The organism is Nonomuraea salmonea (assembly GCF_042428605.1).
Lineage (GTDB): Bacteria > Actinomycetota > Actinomycetes > Streptosporangiales > Streptosporangiaceae > Nonomuraea > Nonomuraea salmonea.
This window is the reverse complement of sequence record NZ_JBHMCF010000008.1, coordinates 156,243-175,363: the sequence shown is the minus strand read 5'-3', so window position 1 is coordinate 175,363 and position 19,121 is coordinate 156,243. Positions and strand designations below refer to the sequence as shown.

Sequence of the window (19,121 nt, the reverse complement as noted above, 5' to 3'; positions counted from 1 at the left end):
ACCGCGTACGCGGACTGCCGCCGGCTCTGATGCGTGAGGCCTTCATTCATCGATGACACGCGGGACCCGAGGTGGTTGTCGGTGCGGCGGTCCATGATGGGGGGCATGGCTTCTTGGCAGGAGTTCCAGCGTCAGGCGCCCGAGCTGGCCGAGGCGGCTCAGCGGGTCATGGACGCGTACAAGCACAAGGTCCTCGCCACCCTGCGCAAGGACGGGTCGCCGCGGGTCAGCGGCACCGAGGTCGAGCGCAAGGACGGCGAGCTGTGGCTGGGCTCGATGGGCGGCGCGGTCAAGGCGCACGACCTGCGGCGGGATCCGCGGATGGCGATTCATGTCACGTCCGTGTTCAACGACGATCCCGCCGCGTGGGAGGGCGATGTGAAGCTGGCCGGCCGGGCGATGGAGATCACCGACCCGGACGAGTTCGCGGCGGCCGGGCAGACCGAGCCCGGCTCTCACCTGTTCCGCGTCGATGTGGGCGAGGTGGTGTGGACCCGGGTCGAGGACGATGAGCTGGTCATCCGGTCCTGGCACGAAGGGGTGGGGGAGCGGGAGTTCCGCCGCAAGTGATCTACTTTGTAAAGGCGGCCTCTCCGAGCACCCGGTGGATCTCCCGCAGGACGAGCGCGGGTTCGGCGAGGTGCACGTAGTGGTCCTGCGTGGCGGCGACGACGTGCCGTTCGCGCGTGGAGAGCCGCGCCGTCCGTTCGCCGCCGTCCTGGGCGCTGATGACCGTCAGGGGCAGGCCGCCCCATGACCCCGGCCCGCTGGGGAGGCCCCGGACGGCGCGGACGGTGGCGTCGTACGCGCGCATCTCGGCAGCGGCGGCGGCCCAGGTGGCCGGGCCGAAGACGACGGGCGCGTTGGCGCGGGTGAGGCGTGGTTCACGGGGGTCGACCATCCAGGCTCCGGTACGCAGCAGCCCCGCGCCGGCCGCGAAGGACCACACGTGCGCCTGGATCGTGGCCGGGGTGGCCAGGCCGGTGTTCCGCTCGTCCGCGATGTCGAGCAGCACCAGCCCGGCGACCTGCTCGGGCCGCTGCGCGCGCAGCAGCCGCAGGACGTGCCCGCCCCAGGAATGCCCGACGAACACGAACGGCCCCCGCTCGCCCGCGTTCGCCAGCAACGTCACGAGTTCAGCCGCCTCGGCCGAGGCGTCCCGCACGCCGGGGCCCGGCTCGCTCCAGGCGTAACCCGCCCGGTCATAGGCGCAGGACCGCCGCCCGGAAGCGGCCAGCTCCCGCTGCAGGCCGTCCCAGGTCGTGGACGAGTCACCCCATCCCGCCTCGAACACCACCGCCGGGCTCCCACTGCCCAGGCAGCGCAGGTGCAGCTGGTGCGTGCCGACGCTGACGAGGCGGCCAGGCGCGGGGAAGCGCCGCGCGTCCGTGCGAGCCATGGACTGCTCGACGGCCGTCCCGGCGAGCGCGGCCACGATGACCAGGCCGAGTGAGGCAGCCACGATCCGCCGCAGGGGACGCGGCCGCCGCCGTGGGAGGCCGCCGAAGGCGGGGTCGCGTTCGGCGGCGCGCCGGATCGCGCGCGCCCCCACGAGGATGACGGCGAGCATGATCAGCCAGCCGGGCCAGCCGCTGAGGCCGACGGTCCACGGGTCGCTCAGCGCCCGCTCGTCGTCGGCGCTGGTCACGACGTTCACGAACGCCGTGACCAGCGTGTTGTTGGCCGCGTGGGCGAGCACGCCGGGCCAGATCAGCCCGGACGCCAGGCGCAGCCATCCGAGCAGGATGCCGAAGAACACCGTGAATACCAGGAAGGGGACGAACCCCGCCGAAGCGCCCGCGCCGACGTACCCGGGCAGGTGCCACACCCCCCAGATCAGCCCGCCGGCCAGCAGCGCCGGCCACAGCCCGAGGGGGCGGAGCCGGGGGAGCAGGAAGCCCCGCCAGGCCCACTCCTCGCAGAACGCCAGCGGCAGCACCACCACCAGCAGCCCGATGTTGACCGCCAGCGCGGACAGGATCAGCTGGAAGGGCTCGCCGCTCGTGCCGTACACGTCACGCAGCCCCGAGAGGTTCTCCAGGTCGGTCGGATACTCCCCCGCCCACGCGCCGATCGCGACGGCGAGGAAGCCGGAGGCGAGCGTGGCCCCGAGCGCGATCGCGCAGAAACGGACGAGCCGGCGAACCGGGCGGACCGGGACGAGCGCGGTGTCGCGCGCGACGGTGCCCGTCCGCCCGCCCGTCCGCCCGCCCGTCCGCCTGCCCAGGCGCAGGGCCACGAACGTGGCCAGCCCTACCGCGATCATCCCGCCCGGCGCGACCACGTCGACGCCGGTACGCACCCGCAGCAGCCAGAGCAGCCACGGGATGCCGAAGCCGATGAGCACGAAGACGGTCAGCTCGCGCCGCCGGCCGCCGGGGGTGCCGCCGGGTGGGCTGACGAGGTGCGGTTCAGCGGTCGGTCGCATAGGGGGAGCCCTTTCCGGGTGAGCCGACGGACAGGTCGCCTGCCTGCGTGAACGCGATGGACGGTTCACTCGATGCGGATCGCTGGATGGTCATGAAGATCGTTCCTCTCGCTGGCTCGGCGGACCCGCTCCAGGGCGCGCCTTCTCTATCTGTTATAGTTCAGCTATATCAGATAGACTGCAACTGTGCTTCTGACGATCGACCTCGACAGCGAGGTGCCGATTTACCAGCAGATCCGCGACCGGGTGGTGGAGGCCATCGCCGACGGTGATCTGGAGGAGGGATCGGCGCTGCCATCCACCCGGCAGCTGGCCGCCGACCTGGCGATCAACTTCCACACCGTGAACAAGGCCTACGACCTGCTGCGCAGGCAGGGAGTCATCCGGATCAACCGCAAGAGCGGGGCGGTGGTGCGCCGCGACGCCGGCTCGGGGCCCGCGGAGGCGGGCTTCGCCGAGGAGTGGGAGACCCGGCTGCGGACGCTGCTCGCCGAGGCGGTGGTGCACGGCCTCGGCGAGCAGGAGGCGTTGCGGCGGTGCGGTGAGGTGCTCGACTCGTTCGGAGCCAGGAAAGGGAGAACGCCGGCATGATGATGATCGCCTTGACCTGCTTGTCCCTGGTCGCGCTGCTGACGGCGGTGGCGTGGGCGGTGCCGGTGCTGGGCCGCCCGACGCTGCCGTTCGGCGTCCGGGTGCCCGGCACCCACGTGGCCGACCCGGCCGTCACCGCCCAGCGCCGCCGCTACACCCGTTCCGTCCTGCTCCTCGGGGGCGTCGCGGCGCTGCTCGCACCGCCCGCGGCGGTCCTCCTCGGCACGCCCGACGTGGTGCAGGCCGTCATCGTGGTCCTGGGCGCCGCCCAGATCGGCCTCTTCTACGCCGCCCACCGCGCGGTGACGGCGGCCAAACGCCGCGGCAAATGGTACGAGGGAACGCGGCAGGCGACCGCCGCCGACACCACGCTGCGCACCGACCCGGAGCGCGTACCGTGGCGGCTGCTCATCCCGCCCGTCCTGCTGCTGCTGATCACCGCGGCCGTCGGGTCAACGCGCTACGCCGCCCTGCCGGAGACGCTGGCCACGCTGCGCGGCTGGGGCGTCGACGCGGTGACCCGCGTGCCCACGACCCCCGCCACCGCCTTCGCCCCCGTCCTGTCGCAGCTCGCCCTCACCCTCCTCACCCCGCTCCTGGTCGCCGCCCTGCTGCGGGCCCGCCCCGACCTCGACGCCGCCCACCCCCAAGGGTCGGCCCGCCGCTACCGCGTCTACCTGCGCGGCCTGTCCCGCCTCCTGCTGGCCGGCGTGGCCTGCGCGAACCTCACCCTGCTGCTCCTCGCCCTGCAGATGTGGGAGACCTTGCCGTCCGGCACGCTCGTGACGGTGCTCACCTGGCTGCCGGTGGCCGCCGTGGCGCTCGCCGGCCTGACCTTCGCGGTACGCGTCGGCGAAGCCGGCCACCGCCTGCCCCCGCTGCCGGGAGAGGAGCAGGAGTCCGGCTACGTCCAGCGCGACGACGACCGCCACTGGCACCTCGCCGGCATGCTGTACGCCAACCGCATGGACCCGGCGATCCTCGTCCACCAGCGCGTGGGCGGCCGCTGGACCCTCAACCTCGGCAACCCGATCGCCTGGGCGATCACGGCCGTCATCGCCGTGGTGACCCTGCTCTCCGTCCTCGGCGTCATCGACCTCCCCGAATCTACAATGTAAAGGCGCAACTCGGGCAGGTGCTCCTCAGCTGACCGTGATAGCGTCGCCGGACGCCACTGTGGCCAGAGGAGGTGAGACCGATCAACGCTGAGACAGGTCGGGGCTCCCTCGTGCACGTGGCGTGGGGAGCGCCCGCGTAGAGTCCTCCCGAAAGGCGTGGAACGCTGATGCGCTTCACCTCCCTGACGTCGTCCGACGGCGTCACCGAACAGTTCTTCACCCTCGATGACGTTCCCGGCGTCCTGTGGACGCCGCAGGCCGCCGGGCCGAGCCCGCTGATCCTGCTCGGTCATGGCGGCGGTCAGCACAAGACCGCCCCGGGCGTCGTCGCCCGCGCCCGCCGCTACGCCGCCGCGGGCTTCGCGGTGGTCGCGATCGACGCGCCGAACCACGGCGACCGGCCCAAGGACGAGGAGTTCGGCCGGATCGCGGCCGGGCTGCGGGGAGGCGGCGACCCGGGTGCGCTGGTCGCCGCCATGCACGCACACCTGGCCGGGCAGGCCGTCGCCGAGTGGCGGGCGGTGCTGACCGCCGTGCGGCGCCTCGACGAGGTCGGCGACGGCCCGGCCGGTTACTGCGGCCTGTCGATGGGGTGCGGGCTCGGCATCCCGCTCATCGCGGCGGAGCCCAGGATCGGCGCGGCGGTCCTGGGCCTGCTCGGCGCCGACGGCCTGGCCGGGGAGGCCGCCCAGGTCAAGGTGCCGGTGCGGTTCCTGCTGCAGTGGGACGACCGGCTGGTGCCGCGCGAGCGTGGCCTGGCCCTGTTCGACGCCCTGGGCACGTCTGACAAGACGCTGCACGCCAACCCCGGCGGGCACGGCGACGTGCCGGCGTTCGAGGTGGACGATGAGGCGCGCTTCTTCGCCCGCCACCTGGCTCGGTCGAGGGCGAACGGCTCCAGCGCCAAGCGGTAGCGGACGTCATCCTCGCCAGCCGGGCCAGCCCCTCCTCGGCCCGGCTGGAGGGCAGAAGGCGCCGGGTCGTTGCGCTCCTCATGGTCCGGAGCCGTCGGAAGGCTCCTCGCCGGGGAAGAAGATCGGGCTGAGCACGCGTCCTGGCTCCGTTGGCGGGGCAGGGGGCGTCCGGTCAGTGGACGGCGAAGCCGCCGTCCACGAAGAGCATCTGGCCGGTGATGAACGAGCAGGCCTCGCTCGCGAGGAACACCGCGGCGCCGCCGAAGTCCTGCGGCAGCCCGTTGCGGCCCACCATGTGGCGGGCGGCGAGGGCCTCGACGCGGCCGGGGATGGCCTGGGCCTCGGCGGTGAGCGGGGTGAGGACGAAGCCGGGGATGATCGTGTTGACGCGCACCCCGTCGGCCGACCACGCCTCGGCCTGGGAGCGGGTGAGCCCGGCGAGCGCGGCCTTGAAGGCGCCGTAGATGCCGCTGTCGCCGAAGGCCCTGATCGACTGCTGGGAGCCGACGTTGATGATGCGGCCCCAGCCGCGGGCGGCCATCTTGGGTCCGTAGTGCTGGCCCAAAAGGTAGGGGGCGGTGAAGTTGACGGCCAGGGTGCGCTCGTAGTCGTCCCGGGTGAGGTCGGCCATGGGCTTGCGGATGTTGTTGCCGGCGTCGTTGACGAGGATGTCGATGTCGCCTGCCGTGGCCAGGACGCGTTCGACGTCGTCGCGCTCGCCGAGGTCGGCGGCGATGGCGGAGGCGGTGACGCCGTGCTCGCGCATGCGGGTGACGGCCTGGTCGAGCGCGCTCTGTGTCCGGGCGACGATGACGACTTCGGCTCCGGCGCGGCCGATGGCCTCGGCCATGGCGTACCCGATCCCGGAGCTGCCACCGGTGACCAGGGCGCGCCGGCCGTGGAGGGAGAAGAGTTCCCGCAGATAGTCCGACATGGACAGGCAAGCTAGCACTCTGCGGTGCGGAGGAAGAGAAGGGGGGCGATTGCGCGCGGGCATGCGCGGGCGTTAAGCTCGTACGTCCATCACATCAAGACGGAGCTGTTACAGCCCTCCTGTTAGGAGTATATCAGCGAATGACTAATCGTCAAGATGGTCTCGCCGAAGCCCTTGACACCGAGCAGCGCACCGTGTCGTGGCTGTACGGCCGGCTCGACGCCGCCAGGGAGCGGGCGCGGGCGACGCTGCGCGAGGTGTACGCCAGGGGCGGCGCGGTCGGCACCCGCCAGGCGATGGTGGAGCGCGAGACGATGGCCGCGGAGCAGGCGCGCCGGCTGGCGCAGCTCGACGCGGTCGAGCGGGGCCTGTGCTTCGGCCGCATCGACGACGGCGAGGGCCGCAGCACGTACATCGGCAGGATCGGGCTGCGCGACGAGGCTCACGAGTCGGTGCTCATCGACTGGCGGGCGCCGGCGGCGCGGCCGTTCTACGTGGCGACCGCCACCGATCCCGGTGGCCTGGTGCGGCGGCGGCACCTGCATCTGAAGGACCGCGTGGTGGTCGGCATCGACGACGAGGTGTTCGACCTGGAGGGCATGGCCGAGGGCGAGCGCCGCACGCTGGTGGGCGAGGCGGCGCTGCTGGCGGCGCTGCGCCGGGGCCGTACGGGGCGGATGGGCGACGTGGTGGCCACCATCCAGACCGAGCAGGACCGGGTGATCAGGGCCGGGTTGCAGGGGGCGCTGGTCGTGCAGGGCGGGCCGGGCACCGGCAAGACGGTGGCGGCGCTGCACCGGGCGGCGTACCTGCTCTACACCCACCGCGACACGCTGGAGCGGCGTGGCGTGCTGGTGGTGGGCCCCAACCCGATGTTCCTGCGCTACATCAGCCAGGTGCTGCCGGCGCTGGGGGAGACGCAGGTGGTGATGACCACGGTCGGGGAGATGTTCCCCGGGGTGCGGGCGGCGGCGGTGGACGCGCCGGCGCCGGCGGTGGTCAAGGGCGACCTGCGGATGGCCGGGCTGGTCGCCGAGGCGCTGCGGCGGCGGCAGCGGGTGCCGGACGGCGAGCTGGTGGTGGAGCTCGACGGGCTGCGGCTGCGGGTGCCGCACGAGACATGCCTGCGGTTGCGTGAGCGGGCGCGCGCGGTGCGGCTGCCGCACAACATGGCGCGCAAGCTGTACGTCACCGAGCTGCTGAAGGAGCTGGCCAGGGCCGAGGCGCGGGCGCTTGAGGAGTCGCTGCACATCGAGGACCTGCAGATCGAGGGCGAGCCCGAGCTGAGCGAGCCGCTGGATCTGGAGGGCGACCTGGACGAGCTGGACATCGAGCTGGCTTCGCAGCGCCTGTGGGGTGAGCCGGAGGTGCGGGCGGCGGTGGAGGAGCTCTGGCCTGAGCTGACGCCGCAGCGGTTCGTCGCCGAGCTGCTGTCGTCCCCGGACGAGCTCGAGGCGGCCGCTCCTGCGGGGCTGGCGTGGCGCGAGCTGGTGCGGCCGCTGGAGTCGCCGTGGACGGCGGGCGACGTGCCGCTGCTGGACGAGGCGGCCGAGCTGCTGGGCGAGGACGACTCGGCGCGGCGGGTGGCCGCCCGGCTGGAGCGGGAGGAGCAGGCCGGGCAGGAGCGGTACGCGGCCGAGGTGCTGCAGGTCACGGGCGTGGCCGAGCAGGGCATCCTGGATCGGGCCGACGTGCTGGCCGAGCGGCACGCCGACGACGGCATGGGGCTGACGACGGCGGACCGGGCGGCGGCGGACCGCTCGTGGGCGTACGGGCATGTGATCGTGGACGAGGCGCAGGAGCTGTCGCCGATGGCGTGGCGGATGGTGATGCGGCGGGTGCCGGCCAAGTCGCTGACGGTCGTGGGCGACCTGGCGCAGACCGGTTCGGCGGCGGGTGCGCGGTCGTGGGGCGAGGTGCTGGACCCGTACCTGGAGGGCCGGTGGCGGGTGGAGCGGCTGGAGGTCAACTACCGGACGCCGGTGGAGATCATGCGGGTGGCGGCCGACGTGTTGCGGGCGTTCGCGCCCGGGCAGGAGCCGCCGGAGTCCGTACGCGAGGGCGAGGCGGAGCCGCGTGCCCTGGAGCTGCCCGTGGACGGGCTGCCCGGGGTGGTGGGTGAGGAGCTGGCGGTCGTCGGGGAGGGCCGGCTGGGCGTGCTGACCCCTGACGCGCGGCACGCGGAGGTGTCGGCGCTGTTCCCCGACGGCGGGCTCGAGGCGCCCGTCGCGGTGCTGACGGTGGGGCAGGCCAAGGGGCTGGAGTTCGACGCGGTCGTGGTGGTGGATCCCGCGGGCATCCTGGGGCAGTCGCCGATGGGCGGCCAGGACCTGTACGTGGCGGTGACGCGGGCGACGCGGCGGCTGACGGTGGTGTACGAGGGCGAGCTGCCGTCGGTGCTGTCCCGGCTGACTTAGAAATCTACATTGTAAAGGCGCCGGGTTGGTCTTGATCATCCCGGCGCCTTCCTACCCTGCACCGATGGCCAAGGGGCTTGCGCCTGCGGCGTCCGACGCCTTTTATAGTGTTATAGCCACAGCCAAACAGTGGGAGCCCTCATGAAGGACTACGCCGCCCAGGGCCGGTTACGGCGGCTGGCGATCGCGGTGCTCGGTCCGCTCCCGATGTTCCTGGTGCCGGTGCTGCTGGTCGCGACCATGGGTGATGAGCTGCCTGAGCGGGTGCGGGTGCACGGCTGGTCGTTCGCGACGCGGGTGGAGTTCACCTGGCAGGCGTGGTCGGCGCAGCCGGTGTGGGGGCTGCTGGTGTGGGTGGAGGCGCTGTCGGTGCTGGCGTTCCTGTCGTTCTGGCATGTGCCGTGGGGGCAGCGGGTGGTGGCGGCGCTGGGCGTGGTGACGGGTTCGGTGATCCCGGTGGCGTGGGGGTTGTGGGCGCTGGGGCTGACGGCGACGCTCGGGGGTGCGGCGGCGCCTGGTCTGCCGTTGGTGGTGAAGGTGGCGGGGTATGCGGCGGCGTTCGGGCTGGGGTGGTGGCTGGCGGGTGCGCTGCCGCGGCATCCGGAGGCGGACGGGCCGGTGTCGCCGTGGGTGCGGGTGCGGCCGATCGGTGCGGCGGAGCGGGTGATGTTCGTGACGTCGTTGTGGTCGTGGCGGCGGGTGGTCGTGGGTGGCTTGATGCTGGTGGGGGTGGTGTGGCTGGCGACGCGGGGGTTGGATTGGCCGTGGCTGGGGTTTTTGGTGCTGGTGGTGCTGGGAGTGTTCGAGGCGTCGCAGGCGTGGTGCCGGTTGCAGGTGGATGCGGGTGGGGTGTCGGTGGCGTTGCCGTGGTTGCGGGTGCGCAGGTCGGTGCCGTGGGGGTGGGTCCGGTACGCGGAGGTGGGGGATCGGGTGCCGAAGGGCCGCTATAAGTGGGATGACAGTAGTTGGGGGTGGGGTGCGGTGGGTGGGAGGGGGCCGGTGCTGGTGGTGTGGCTGGCCGATGGTCGCCGGTTGGTGTTCTCGACGCCGGAGGCGGAGACGGGGGCGGCGTTGGTGAACGGGTGGTTGGAGCGGTTGAGGGGGTCGCGGTCGTGCTGATCACGGTGGATTTCGCGGCGGGGCAGCCGTTGTCGGATCAGGTGGCGGGTGCGGTGCGTGCCGCTGTGGCGAGTGGGGCGGCGAAGCCGGGTGATCGGTTGCCGTCGGCGCGGACGGTGGCGTCGTCGCTGGGGATCAATCTGCACACGGTGTTGCGGGGGTATCAGCAGTTGCGTGATGAGGGGTTGGTGGAGTTGCGGCGGGGGCGTACGGCGGTGATCTCGGGGTCTGCTGATGGGTTGCGGGTGCGGTTGGAGGATGCGGCGCGGGAGTTCGTGGTGGCGGCGCGGCGGGCGGGGGCGTCGGATGCCGAGGCGTTGGCGGTGGTGGAGCGGTTGCTGGGTGAGGTGCGTTAGCGGGTGGCTTGGTTGAGGTTGTCGGCGACGTCGCGGATGGTGCGGGTGACCTGGTCGAGGGCGCGCAGGGTCTCGGTGTCGAGGTGGGCCATGAGGCGTCGGTAGTGTTCGACGCCGGCGTTGTTGATCTCTTCGATGAGGTCGGTGCCGGCGGGGGTGAGTTCGACGCGGCGTACGCGGCGGTCTTGGGGGTCTTCGTGGCGGCTGACGAGGCCGTGGGCGACGAGGCGGTCGACGATGCCGGTGACGGTGCCGAGGCCGACGCCGAGGTCGTGGGCGAGGTCCTGTCCTGAGGCTGAGCCGTTGATGGACAGGAGCATGATGACTTTGAGTTGTCTGAGGGTGAGGTTGGAGGTGAACAGGGGGGATTGGTGTTGCTGGGCGAACAGGCGGGCGAGGGCCCGCTGTGTCTCGTTGATCCGGTGGATCAGTTCTTCGCGTTCGTTGTTCACGCTCACCTCTCGCTTCCTGAGAAGGTTATCAGGAATGCTTGACGCGGTTAAATATTCGTTCAAGGCGAAGTGTTAGTCTGGGGCGAACTCTTGGAGGGGGAGCCTGTGACCGCATTCGCCCGGTTGAGCCTGGTCAACCGCAGTTTGGTGATCTTGCTGGCGGTCGTGCTCAGCGCTTTCGGCGTGTTCACGATCCCGCAGTTGAAGCAGCAGTTGCTGCCGTCGTTGTCGTTCCCTGGCGCGTTCGTCGTGGCGGCGTATCCCGGGGCGTCGCCGGAGATCGTCGAGGATCAGGTGACGGCTCCGATCGAGGAGTCCTTCCAGGGGCTTGCCGGGATGGAGCAGATGACCTCGACGTCGAAGGAGGGCCTGGCGCAGATCCAGGTGGCCTTCGAGTACGGCACCGACATCGAGGCGTCGCTGAACAAGATGCAGCAGGCGATCAACCGGGCGGCGTTGCCTGATGGGGTGGATCCGCAGGTGGTCGCGGGTAACACCGATGACATCCCGGTGATGGTGCTGGCGGTGGGCGACGGCGGCGACGAGCGGGCGATGGCCGACAAGTTGCGGCGGATCGCGGTGCCGGAGTTGCAGGGCGTTGAGGGCGTACGGGAGGCGTCGGTCACGGGCACCCGTGACGAGGTCGTCACGATCGAGCCGGACGCGAAGAAGATGGCGCTGGCGGGGGTTTCGGCGGCGCAGATCCCTGAGGTGCTGAAGGCGAACGGGACGCCGATTCCGGCGGGTACGCTGACGACGGACGGCAAGTCGCTGACGGTGCAGGTGGGCTCGCGGGTCGACTCGGTGACGAAGCTGAAGAACCTGTACCTGACGCCGGCTCAGCCCCAGGCTCCCGCTCAGGCTCAGCCGCAGCAGGCGCGGCCGCAGCCGGGCCAGGCTCAGCCCTCCCAGGCACAGCAGGCGCAGCAGGCTCAGCAGCAGGCGGCGCGGCCGAGGCCGCTCAAGCCGGTGAAGCTGGGTGACGTCGCGGAGATCAAGCGGGGCCTGGCGGAGGCGACGACGATCACCAGGACGGCCGGCAAGCAGAGCCTGGGCCTGTCGGTGACGATGGTGCCGGACGGTAACGCGGTGGCGATCTCGCATGACATCCGTGAGAAGCTGCCGGAGCTGACGAAGGCTTTGGGGGATTCGTCGGACACGGCGGTGTCGGTGGTGTTCGACCAGGCGCCGTATGTGGAGCAGTCGATCGAGAGCCTGACGACGGAGGGCCTGCTGGGCCTGGTGTTCGCGGTGCTGGTGATCCTGGTGTTCCTGCTGTCGGTGCGTTCGACGCTGGTGACGGCGGTGTCGATCCCGTTGTCGGTGGTGATCGCGCTGCTGGTGCTGTGGGCGGGTGACTATTCGCTGAACCTGCTGACGCTGGGCGCGCTGACGATCGCGGTGGGCCGGGTGGTGGACGACTCGATCGTGGTGCTGGAGAACATCAAGCGGCATCTGGCCTACGGTGAGGCGAAGTTCCAGGCGATCTTGACGGCGGTGCGTGAGGTGTCGGGGGCGGTGACGGCCTCGACGTTGACGACGGTGGCGGTGTTCGCGCCGATCGCGCTGGTGGGCGGCATGGTGGGTGAGCTGTTCAGCCCGTTCGCGATCACGGTGACGGTGGCGTTGCTGGCGTCGCTGGTGGTGTCGCTGACGGTGGTGCCGGTGCTGGCGTACTGGTTCCTGGGGGCTCCTGACCTGTCGCCTGAGGAGGCGCGTAAGCAGCGTGAGGAGGCCGAGGCGAAGGAGTTGCGCTCGCCGTTGCAGCGGGCGTATCTGCCGGTGCTGCGGTTCGCGACGCGGTTCAAGCTGGTGACGATCCTCATCGGGGTGGCGGTGTTCGTCGCGACGATGGGTCTGGCGGGCAGTTTGCGGACGAACTTCCTGGACGCCTCCGGGCAGAACACGTTGTCGTTGTCGCAGCGGATGCCGGTGGGCACGGATCTGGTGACGACGGACGAGGCGGCGGCGAAGGTCGAGGAGGTGCTCGCCGATCAGGCGGGTGTGGAGACGTACCAGGTGAACGTCGGTGGCGGGAACGCCATGACGGGTGGTCTGGGCGGTGGCGCGGATCGGGCGTCGTTCTCGGTGACGCTGGGTGAGGACGTCGATGCTGCGGTGGTGGAGCGTGAGCTGCGGGAGAAGATCGACGGTCTGTCGGGTGTGGGTGAGGTGACGGTCGGCGGTGCCGGTGGTGGCGGGTTCGCGACGGACACGGTCGAGGTGATCGTGCGGGCGGCGGACGTCGAGGCGTTGCGGGCGGCGACGGACCAGGTGAAGACCGCGATGGAGGGTGTGGGCGGTCTGCAGGATCTGTCGTCGAACCTGGAGTCGAGTGCGCCGCGGGTCGAGGTCGTGGTGAACCGGGAGAAGGCGGCCGAGCGCGGCCTGTCGGAGGCCGCGGTGGGTCAGGCGGTGGCGCAGGCGTTCCGTGGTGCGCCGCTGGGGCAGATCACGCTGGAGGGCCGGGCGAGCGATCTGGTGTTGCGGGGTGCGGAGGCGCCTGAGGACATCGAGGCGGTCAAGGATCTGCGGTTGCCGACGGCCGGTGGGCTGGTGTCGCTGTCGTCGGTGGCGTCGGTGCGGCAGGTGGACGGGCCGACGCAGGTGACGCGGATCGATGGTGAGCGTTCCGCGACGGTGTCGGCGCGGGCGGCTGATGCGGGGAATCTGGGTGCGGTGACGCAGGAGCTGACGGAGAAGCTGGACGGGCTGGATCTGGGTGCGGGGGCGTCGTACGAGATCGGTGGTGTGTCGGCGGATCAGGCGGACGCGTTCGCGGATCTGGGGATGGCGATTCTGGCGGCGATCGCGATCGTGTTCATGATCATGGTGGCGACGTTCCGGAGTTTCGTGCAGCCGGTGATCTTGCTGGTGTCGATTCCGTTCGCGGCGACGGGCGCGATCGGGCTGCTGGTGGCGACGGACACGGCGCTGGGCGTGCCGGCGTTGATCGGGGTGCTGATGCTGGTCGGCATCGTGGTGACGAACGCGATCGTGCTGATCGACCTGATCAATCAGTACCGTGAGCGCGGTATGGGCGTGGTGGAGGCGGTGATCGAGGGTGGCCGGCGGCGGTTGCGGCCGATCCTGATGACCGCGGTGGCGACGATCTGCGCGTTGACGCCGATGGCGCTGGGTGTGACGGGGTCGGGCGGGTTCATCTCGCAGCCGCTGGCGATCGTGGTGATCGGCGGGCTGGTGTCGTCGACGCTGCTGACGCTGGTGCTGGTGCCGACGCTGTACGTGGTGGTGTCGCGCCGCCGTGACGACGGCCCGCGTCACGCGGCGGGCGAGTCTGTGGCGAAGAAGGAGGAGGTGGCCGCTCACCCGGTCTGATCTGCAGGCGCGCGCCCGGCGGGGGTCGTTCCCCGCCGGGCGCGTTCGCGTGTGTGCATGCTGGTGGGCATGAGCATGGAGGACGTGGTGCGGGTCCGGCCCGTGCGTGCGGAGGACCGTGACGCGGTGCTGGCCTTGGCGGGCCGGCTGACGGAGGGTGTGGCCGAGTGGCGTGACGCTCAGGCGGTGGTGGCGGCGGCCCGTGATTGGCTCGCCGCGTTCCTGAGTGCGGGTGATGCGGCGCGGGGGGCGGTGTTCGTGGCGGTGGCGGGGGTTGAGGTGGTGGGGGTGGTGTCGGTCAACACGCAGGACCATTTCACGGGGACGCCGGAGGCGTACGTCGGGGAGCTGGCGGTGGCCGCGCACGCCGTGCGGATGGGGGTGGGGCGCCGGCTGGTGGCGGCGGCCGAGGGGTGGGCGCGTGGCCAGGGGGTGCGTCACCTGACCTTGGAGACGGCGGCGGGTAATGCGGCCGCGCGGGGTTTCTATGCGTCGCTGGGGTTCCGTGAGGAGGCGGTGCGGTTGACGCGTGTGCTGGATGCGGGTGAGCCGTAGCCCGATTCCAAAGGTTTCCTTGACATGTTGGTGCCGTGCGGTGAGTATTCCAAGCATGTCTTTGGAATCTTGGAGGGAGCGGCCGCGGCAGATGCTGGACGATCCGGCCGCGATGCGGGCGTTCGCCCATCCTGTGCGGCTGGCGCTGCACGAGCTGCTCATGCGGTCGGGGGCGATGACGGCGGCCGACGCGGCGCGGGAGGTCGGGGTCAGTCAGGCGCTGGCCTCGTACCATCTGCGGCAGCTGGCCCGGTACGGCTTCGTCGAGCAGGCCGAGGCGCGCGACGACCGGGAGCGGCCGTGGAAGGTGACGTCGCTGACGCAGGACTGGTCCGACGTCGACACCAGCCCCGAGAAGTCGGCGGCGCGGGGGCTGCTGGAGCAGGTGATGGCCGAGCGGGCGCTGGCGCGGCTGGCCGAGTGGCAGGAGCGGCGCGGTGCGGAACCGGAGGAGTGGCGGCAGGCGGGCGGGATCGGCACCTCGTACCTGTATGTGACTCCTGAGGAGCTGGCCGAGCTGGACGAGGGGATCGGGCGGCTGCTGGAGCCGTTGATGGCGCGCATCGCCGACGCGTCCGAGCGGCCTGAAGGGGCGCGGCCCGTTCAGCTGACCACCCTCCTGGTGCCGCTGCCGGAGACCGGTAGCGGTGACTGAGGCCGGCGGGACGAGGGCGCGGCAGGACGGTGGGCTGCGGGAGTTACTCGGGGCGAACCGGGACTATCGGCGGCTGCTGTCGGCCGGGCTGATCTCGCAGACCGGCGACTGGGTGATCAGCACCGGGCTGGCCTACCACGTGTACGTGCTGACCGGCTCGACCCTGTCGAGCGCCGTCATGCTGCTTTCCGCCCGCCTGCCGGACGTGCTGCTCGGGTCGGTGGCCGGGGTGCTGGCCGACCGGTGGGACCGGCGGCGGCTGCTGGTGGTGGCGGACGTGCTGCTCGGGCTGGGGTTGCTGCCGCTGCTCGCGGTGCGCGAGCCGGGCCAGGTGTGGATCGTGTACGCGGTCGCGCTGTGGACCGGGGTGCTGAGCACGGTGCTGTTCCCCGCGCAGAAGGCGCTGGTGCCGCAGATCGTGCCCGGCTCCCAGCTGGTCAGGGCCAATGCGCTGACCGGGCAGAGCGGTCAGGCGGCCCGGCTCCTGGGGGCGCTGGCCGGTGGGGTGGCGGTCGGGGCGGGCGGTCTTGGTGCGGTCGTGGGGATCGGGACGGCCGGGTTCCTGGCCTCGGCGCTGCTGCTGGCCGGGCTGCGACCGCCCGCCCACGCGGTCGTGGCGGCGCGGGAGGGGGTGGGCGGGCAGTGGCTGGCGGGGCTGCGGCTGGCGCGGACGAGTCCCGGGGTGCGGCTGCTGCTGGCGTACATGATGATCACCGGGCTGGGTGAGGGGATCTTCTCGACGCTGGCGGCGCCGTTCGTGGCCGGTGTGCTGGGCGGGGACGGCGACGCCTACGGCCTGTTCCTGTCGGCGCAGGCGGTCGGCGGGATCGCGGGCGGGCTGGCCCTGGCCGCCAGGCCAGGCCGTCTCACGCCGCGGGCGTTGTTCGGGTGGGGGACGGTGGTGTTCGGGCTGGCGGATCTGGCGTTGTTCACCTATCCGCTGCTGACGTCGCAGGTGTGGCCGGCGATGGTGCTGATCGCGCTGGCCGGGTTCCCCGCGGCGGCGTCGATGGCGGGGCTGACGACGTTCGCGCAGACGGTGGCGGGCGCCGATCGGGCGGGCATGGTGTTCGGGCTGATCGTCACCGCCCAGGCCGGCACGTCGCTCATCGGGACGTCGCTGGCGGGCGTGCTGGGCGGGCGCATGGGCATCATTCCGACGCTCTGCCTGCACGCGGGCGGGCTCATGCTGGCGGGGCTGCTCGTCGTCGCAGGCTCGCGAAGGGGACAGGACGGGGCGCCCCGGGTGAGGCCCTGACCGCCGCCGCCACGGCTAATCCTCGATCTTCAGCTGGGAGCCGGTGTCGGCGATGAAGATGACCAGCAGCCTGCCCTGCTGGGTGCGGCTGGTGTTCTCGGTGAGGACGTGGTGGGCTCCGGGCTGCTCGGTCCAGTCGTCCCCTTGCCGGTAGGTGCGGACGGGCTCCCCGGCGAGCTGGCTGCGGAAGGTGCCGTCCAGGACGTAGGCGTAGACGAAGGCGGTGCCGTGGCGGTGCGGCCCCGCGCGGCCGCCGGGCGGGAACGTCACCAGGGCCGAGGTGAACGTCTTGCCCTCGACGCCGGGCAGCGCCTGTTCGAGCAGCGGTTCGAGGGTCTCCTCCGGCGCCTCGGTCGTGGTGGCGACGGCGGGTGCGCGGCCCGCGGCGCCGGTGGCGTGCTGGTGGGAGGGGGCGCAGGAGGTGGCGGTCAGCAGGCCGGTCACCGCTGTGGCCGCAAGGAGGCCGCGGGCGGGGTGGGATCGGTTCATGGTGGCTGTCCCCGTTCTGCTCCGATGTACGGCTGGGCGTCAGCTGTCCGGGGCGGGTGCGGGTTAACCAGGGGCCGGTTCAAGTCTTGGTGTGGCCGGGAGTGCGGCTGGGGACCCCCTGACCTGCACGCCGCCGGGGGCGGTGTGAATACACTTGTCCAACGTGACTTCCAAGCCGCGTATCCCCAATGTCCTGGCCGGCCGCTACGCCTCGGCGGAACTGGCCCGTCTGTGGTCACCCGAATACAAGATCATCGCTGAGCGGCGGTTGTGGCTGGCGGTGCTGCGGGCACAGGCCGAGCTGGGCGTGGCGGTGCCCGAGAGCGCGATCGCCGACTACGACAAGGTGGTCGAGCAGGTCGACCTTGACTCGATCGCGGCGCGTGAGCGGGTGACGCGGCACGACGTCAAGGCCCGCATCGAGGAGTTCAACGCGCTGGCCGGGCACGAGCAGGTGCACAAGGGCATGACCTCGCGCGACCTGACCGAGAACGTCGAGCAGCTGCAGGTGCGCGACAGCCTGCTGCTGGTCCGCGACCGGGTGGTGGCGCTGCTGGCCCGCCTGGCGCAGCTGGCGCAGGAGCACGAGGCGACGGTGATGGCCGGGCGCTCGCACAACGTGGCGGCGCAGGCCACGACGCTCGGCAAGCGGTTCGCGACGGCGGCCGACGAGCTGCTGGTCGCCTACCGGCGGCTGGAGGAGCTGATCGCCCGCTACCCGCTGCGCGGCGTCAAGGGGCCGGTCGGCACCGCCCAGGACATGCTCGACCTGCTGGGCGGCGACCAGGGCAAGCTGGCCGCGCTGGAGGAGCGGGTGGCCGCCCACCTGGGGTTCGAGCACCGCTTCACCAGCGTCGGGCAGGTCTACCCCCGCTCGCTCGACTTCGAGGTGGTCACCGCGCTGGTGCAGCTGGCCGCCGCGCCGTCGTCGCTGGCCAAGACGATCCGGCTGATGGCCGGGCACGAGCTGGTCACCGAGGGGTTCAAGGAGGGGCAGGTCGGCTCCTCGGCGATGCCGCACAAGATGAACACCCGCTCCTGCGAGCGCGTCAACGGCCTGGCCGTGATCCTGCGCGGCTACGCCTCGATGGTGGGTGAGCTGGCGGGCGACCAGTGGAACGAGGGCGACGTGTCGTGCTCGGTGGTGCGCAGGGTCGCGCTGCCGGACGCGTTCTTCGCCTTCGACGGGCTGGTGGAGACGATGCTGACGGTGCTGGACGAGTTCGGCGCGTTCCCCGCGGTCATCACCGCCGAGCTGGGCCGCTACCTGCCGTTCCTGGCCACCACGAAGATGCTGATGGCGGCGGTGCGGGCCGGGGTGGGCCGCGAGCAGGCGCACGAGCTGATCAAGGAGCACGCGGTGGCCTCGGCGCTGGCGATGCGCTCGCGCGGCGCCTCCAACGAGCTGCTCGACCGGCTCGCCGCCGACGAACGCTTCCCCCTCGGCCGGGCGGAGCTGGAGAGCCTGCTGGCCGACCGGGTGTCGTTCACCGGCGCGGCGGCCGACCAGGTGCAGGCCGTGGCGCAGGCCGTCGGCACGGTCGTGGCCGAGCACCCGGAGGCGGCCGCGTACCGGCCAGGGGCGATCTTGTGATCAGGCGGCTGCGGTCGGAGGCGGAGCTGGCCGCCGCCTGTGGTGACGACGACCTGGTGATGTGGACGGCGCAGGGCCTGCGCGGCGGCGCGCGGGCCTGGGCGCTGGGGGACGCGGTGGTGGCGAGCTGCCCGGCCATCTCGCGTCACGACCGGTTGGCCGTCTGGGGCGACACGTCCGCCGCTGTGGAGCTCGTGGAGCATGCGCTGGCCGAAGTGGGGCCGGCGTACCGGCCGTGGGGTGAGCTGGAGCTGCTGGTCGACGTCACGGCGAAGGTCGGCGTGCTGCGCGAGGGCGGCCGCTTCTCCTGGATGAGCCTGCCACCCGCGGACGATCGGATGAGCGCACCTCCTGCGGCCGGCCGTCCCGCCGCTGGAACGCCCCCGCCTTCTGCGGCGGGTCGTCCGGACGACGGGGTGCGCCGGCCCTTTGGGGTCAGCCGTCCCGCCGATGGGGTGCGCCGGCCTTCCACCGCCCGCGCCGCCGAGGATGGTGCAGGCGGCGGGGTGGTGTGGCTGGAGGATGAGGCGGAGGTTTCGGCGCTGCTGGCCGCCGACGCCCCGCACTCCTACGCCGTGCCCGGTATGGCGGGGATTCGCCGCTGGGCCGGGATCCGGGTGGACGGGGAGCTGGCGGCGGTCGCCGCTGACGCCTGGCCCGCCCCCACCGTCGGCTTCCTCGCCGGGGTGGCCACCAGGGCGCGCTTTCGCGGGCGGGGGCTGGCCCGGCTGGTGTGCGGGTGGGTGACGCGGGAGCTGGTGGCGGCCCACGGGCGGGCCACGCTCATGGTGGACGACGACAACGACGCCGCGATCGCCGTGTACGAGCGGCTCGGCTACGGCCGCCGCCGCGTCATGGCGGCACGCGTCACCCCCTGAATCACGACACCCCGCCGCGACCCA

17 protein-coding genes are annotated in these 19,121 nt (G+C 72.0%); 13 read left to right on the top strand and 4 right to left on the bottom strand.

Translation table 11 applies throughout. The annotated features are described in order from the left end of the window. Positions 1–105 precede the first annotated feature (105 nt). Complete coding sequence (locus ACFFR3_RS08285) at positions 106–570, top strand: pyridoxamine 5'-phosphate oxidase family protein (protein WP_345407428.1); 465 nt, start codon at positions 106–108, stop codon at positions 568–570. Between the two features lies 1 nt (position 571). Here the strand turns inward: ACFFR3_RS08285 and ACFFR3_RS08280 are convergent, their stop codons facing one another. Then, positions 572–2,428 carry an alpha/beta fold hydrolase gene (locus ACFFR3_RS08280; RefSeq protein WP_379482870.1) on the bottom strand — a complete coding sequence of 619 codons (1,857 nt, stop codon included), beginning with the start codon at positions 2,426–2,428 and terminating at the stop codon, positions 572–574. A 186-nt stretch (positions 2,429–2,614) separates the two neighbouring features. On the opposite strand from ACFFR3_RS08280, the gene ACFFR3_RS08275 reads away from it, so the two are divergent. The 3 genes from ACFFR3_RS08275 to ACFFR3_RS08265 all read left to right on the top strand — a co-directional run bounded on the left by ACFFR3_RS08275 (position 2,615) and on the right by ACFFR3_RS08265 (position 5,051). Continuing rightward, positions 2,615–3,019 (top strand): GntR family transcriptional regulator, encoded by a 405-nt coding sequence (locus tag ACFFR3_RS08275; protein WP_345407422.1) that lies wholly within the window; start codon positions 2,615–2,617, stop codon positions 3,017–3,019. Next, on the top strand, positions 3,016–4,137 hold the full coding sequence (locus ACFFR3_RS08270; protein WP_379482869.1) for a DUF1648 domain-containing protein: 1,122 nt from the start codon (positions 3,016–3,018) through the stop codon (positions 4,135–4,137). The genes ACFFR3_RS08275 and ACFFR3_RS08270 overlap by 4 nt, the downstream gene beginning before the upstream one ends. Before the next feature lie 167 nt (positions 4,138–4,304). Further along, on the top strand, positions 4,305–5,051 hold the full coding sequence (locus ACFFR3_RS08265) for a dienelactone hydrolase family protein (protein WP_345407413.1): 747 nt from the start codon (positions 4,305–4,307) through the stop codon (positions 5,049–5,051). A 172-nt stretch (positions 5,052–5,223) separates the two neighbouring features. On the opposite strand, the gene ACFFR3_RS08260 is transcribed toward ACFFR3_RS08265, so the two are convergent. Next, positions 5,224–5,985, bottom strand: coding sequence for an SDR family NAD(P)-dependent oxidoreductase (locus tag ACFFR3_RS08260; RefSeq protein WP_345407410.1), 762 nt, complete (start codon positions 5,983–5,985; stop codon positions 5,224–5,226). 140 nt (positions 5,986–6,125) lie between these two features. Here ACFFR3_RS08260 and ACFFR3_RS08255 point away from each other — a divergent pair, with 140 nt between their 5' ends. From ACFFR3_RS08255 to ACFFR3_RS08245, 3 genes are all read left to right on the top strand, one after another. Then, a complete protein-coding gene (locus tag ACFFR3_RS08255) occupies positions 6,126–8,402 on the top strand; it encodes a HelD family protein (RefSeq protein ID WP_345407407.1) in 2,277 nt (758 codons plus the stop codon). 141 nt (positions 8,403–8,543) lie between these two features. Continuing rightward, positions 8,544–9,521: a hypothetical protein gene (locus tag ACFFR3_RS08250; RefSeq protein ID WP_379482868.1), complete on the top strand. Its 978-nt coding sequence runs from the start codon at positions 8,544–8,546 to the stop codon at positions 9,519–9,521. Further along, positions 9,515–9,877: a GntR family transcriptional regulator gene (locus tag ACFFR3_RS08245; RefSeq protein ID WP_364373076.1), complete on the top strand. Its 363-nt coding sequence runs from the start codon at positions 9,515–9,517 to the stop codon at positions 9,875–9,877. The genes ACFFR3_RS08250 and ACFFR3_RS08245 overlap by 7 nt, the downstream gene beginning before the upstream one ends. Here the strand turns inward: ACFFR3_RS08245 and ACFFR3_RS08240 are convergent. Further along, complete coding sequence (locus ACFFR3_RS08240; RefSeq protein ID WP_345407395.1) at positions 9,874–10,335, bottom strand: MarR family winged helix-turn-helix transcriptional regulator; 462 nt, start codon at positions 10,333–10,335, stop codon at positions 9,874–9,876. The two genes, ACFFR3_RS08245 and ACFFR3_RS08240, sit on opposite strands and share 4 nt — an antisense overlap. A 99-nt stretch (positions 10,336–10,434) precedes the next feature. Between ACFFR3_RS08240 and ACFFR3_RS08235 the strand changes: the two genes are divergently transcribed. The 4 genes from ACFFR3_RS08235 (at position 10,435) to ACFFR3_RS08220 (ending at position 16,136) form a co-directional block, all read left to right on the top strand. Then, a complete protein-coding gene (locus ACFFR3_RS08235) occupies positions 10,435–13,668 on the top strand; it encodes an efflux RND transporter permease subunit (RefSeq protein WP_379482867.1) in 3,234 nt (1,077 codons plus the stop codon). A 69-nt stretch (positions 13,669–13,737) separates the two neighbouring features. Beyond that, positions 13,738–14,223 (top strand): GNAT family N-acetyltransferase, encoded by a 486-nt coding sequence (locus ACFFR3_RS08230; RefSeq protein WP_364373069.1) that lies wholly within the window; start codon positions 13,738–13,740, stop codon positions 14,221–14,223. A gap of 91 nt (positions 14,224–14,314) precedes the next feature. Next, entirely contained in the window at positions 14,315–14,878 is a 564-nt protein-coding gene (locus tag ACFFR3_RS08225) for a helix-turn-helix domain-containing protein (RefSeq protein ID WP_379482866.1), read from the top strand. Next, positions 14,871–16,136: an MFS transporter gene (locus ACFFR3_RS08220; protein ID WP_379482865.1), complete on the top strand. Its 1,266-nt coding sequence runs from the start codon at positions 14,871–14,873 to the stop codon at positions 16,134–16,136. Before ACFFR3_RS08225 ends, ACFFR3_RS08220 begins: the two co-directional genes overlap by 8 nt. Before the next feature lie 15 nt (positions 16,137–16,151). On the opposite strand, the gene ACFFR3_RS08215 is transcribed toward ACFFR3_RS08220, so the two are convergent. Further along, on the bottom strand, positions 16,152–16,625 hold the full coding sequence (locus ACFFR3_RS08215; RefSeq protein WP_345407367.1) for a cupin domain-containing protein: 474 nt from the start codon (positions 16,623–16,625) through the stop codon (positions 16,152–16,154). A gap of 163 nt (positions 16,626–16,788) precedes the next feature. Here ACFFR3_RS08215 and purB point away from each other — a divergent pair, with 163 nt between their 5' ends. Both purB and ACFFR3_RS08205 read left to right on the top strand, forming a co-directional pair. Continuing rightward, positions 16,789–18,219 (top strand): adenylosuccinate lyase, encoded by a 1,431-nt coding sequence (purB, locus tag ACFFR3_RS08210; protein ID WP_345407364.1) that lies wholly within the window; start codon positions 16,789–16,791, stop codon positions 18,217–18,219. Beyond that, entirely contained in the window at positions 18,216–19,097 is an 882-nt protein-coding gene (locus ACFFR3_RS08205) for a GNAT family N-acetyltransferase (RefSeq protein WP_379482864.1), read from the top strand. Before purB ends, ACFFR3_RS08205 begins: the two co-directional genes overlap by 4 nt. The last annotated feature ends 24 nt before the right edge of the window (positions 19,098–19,121 follow it).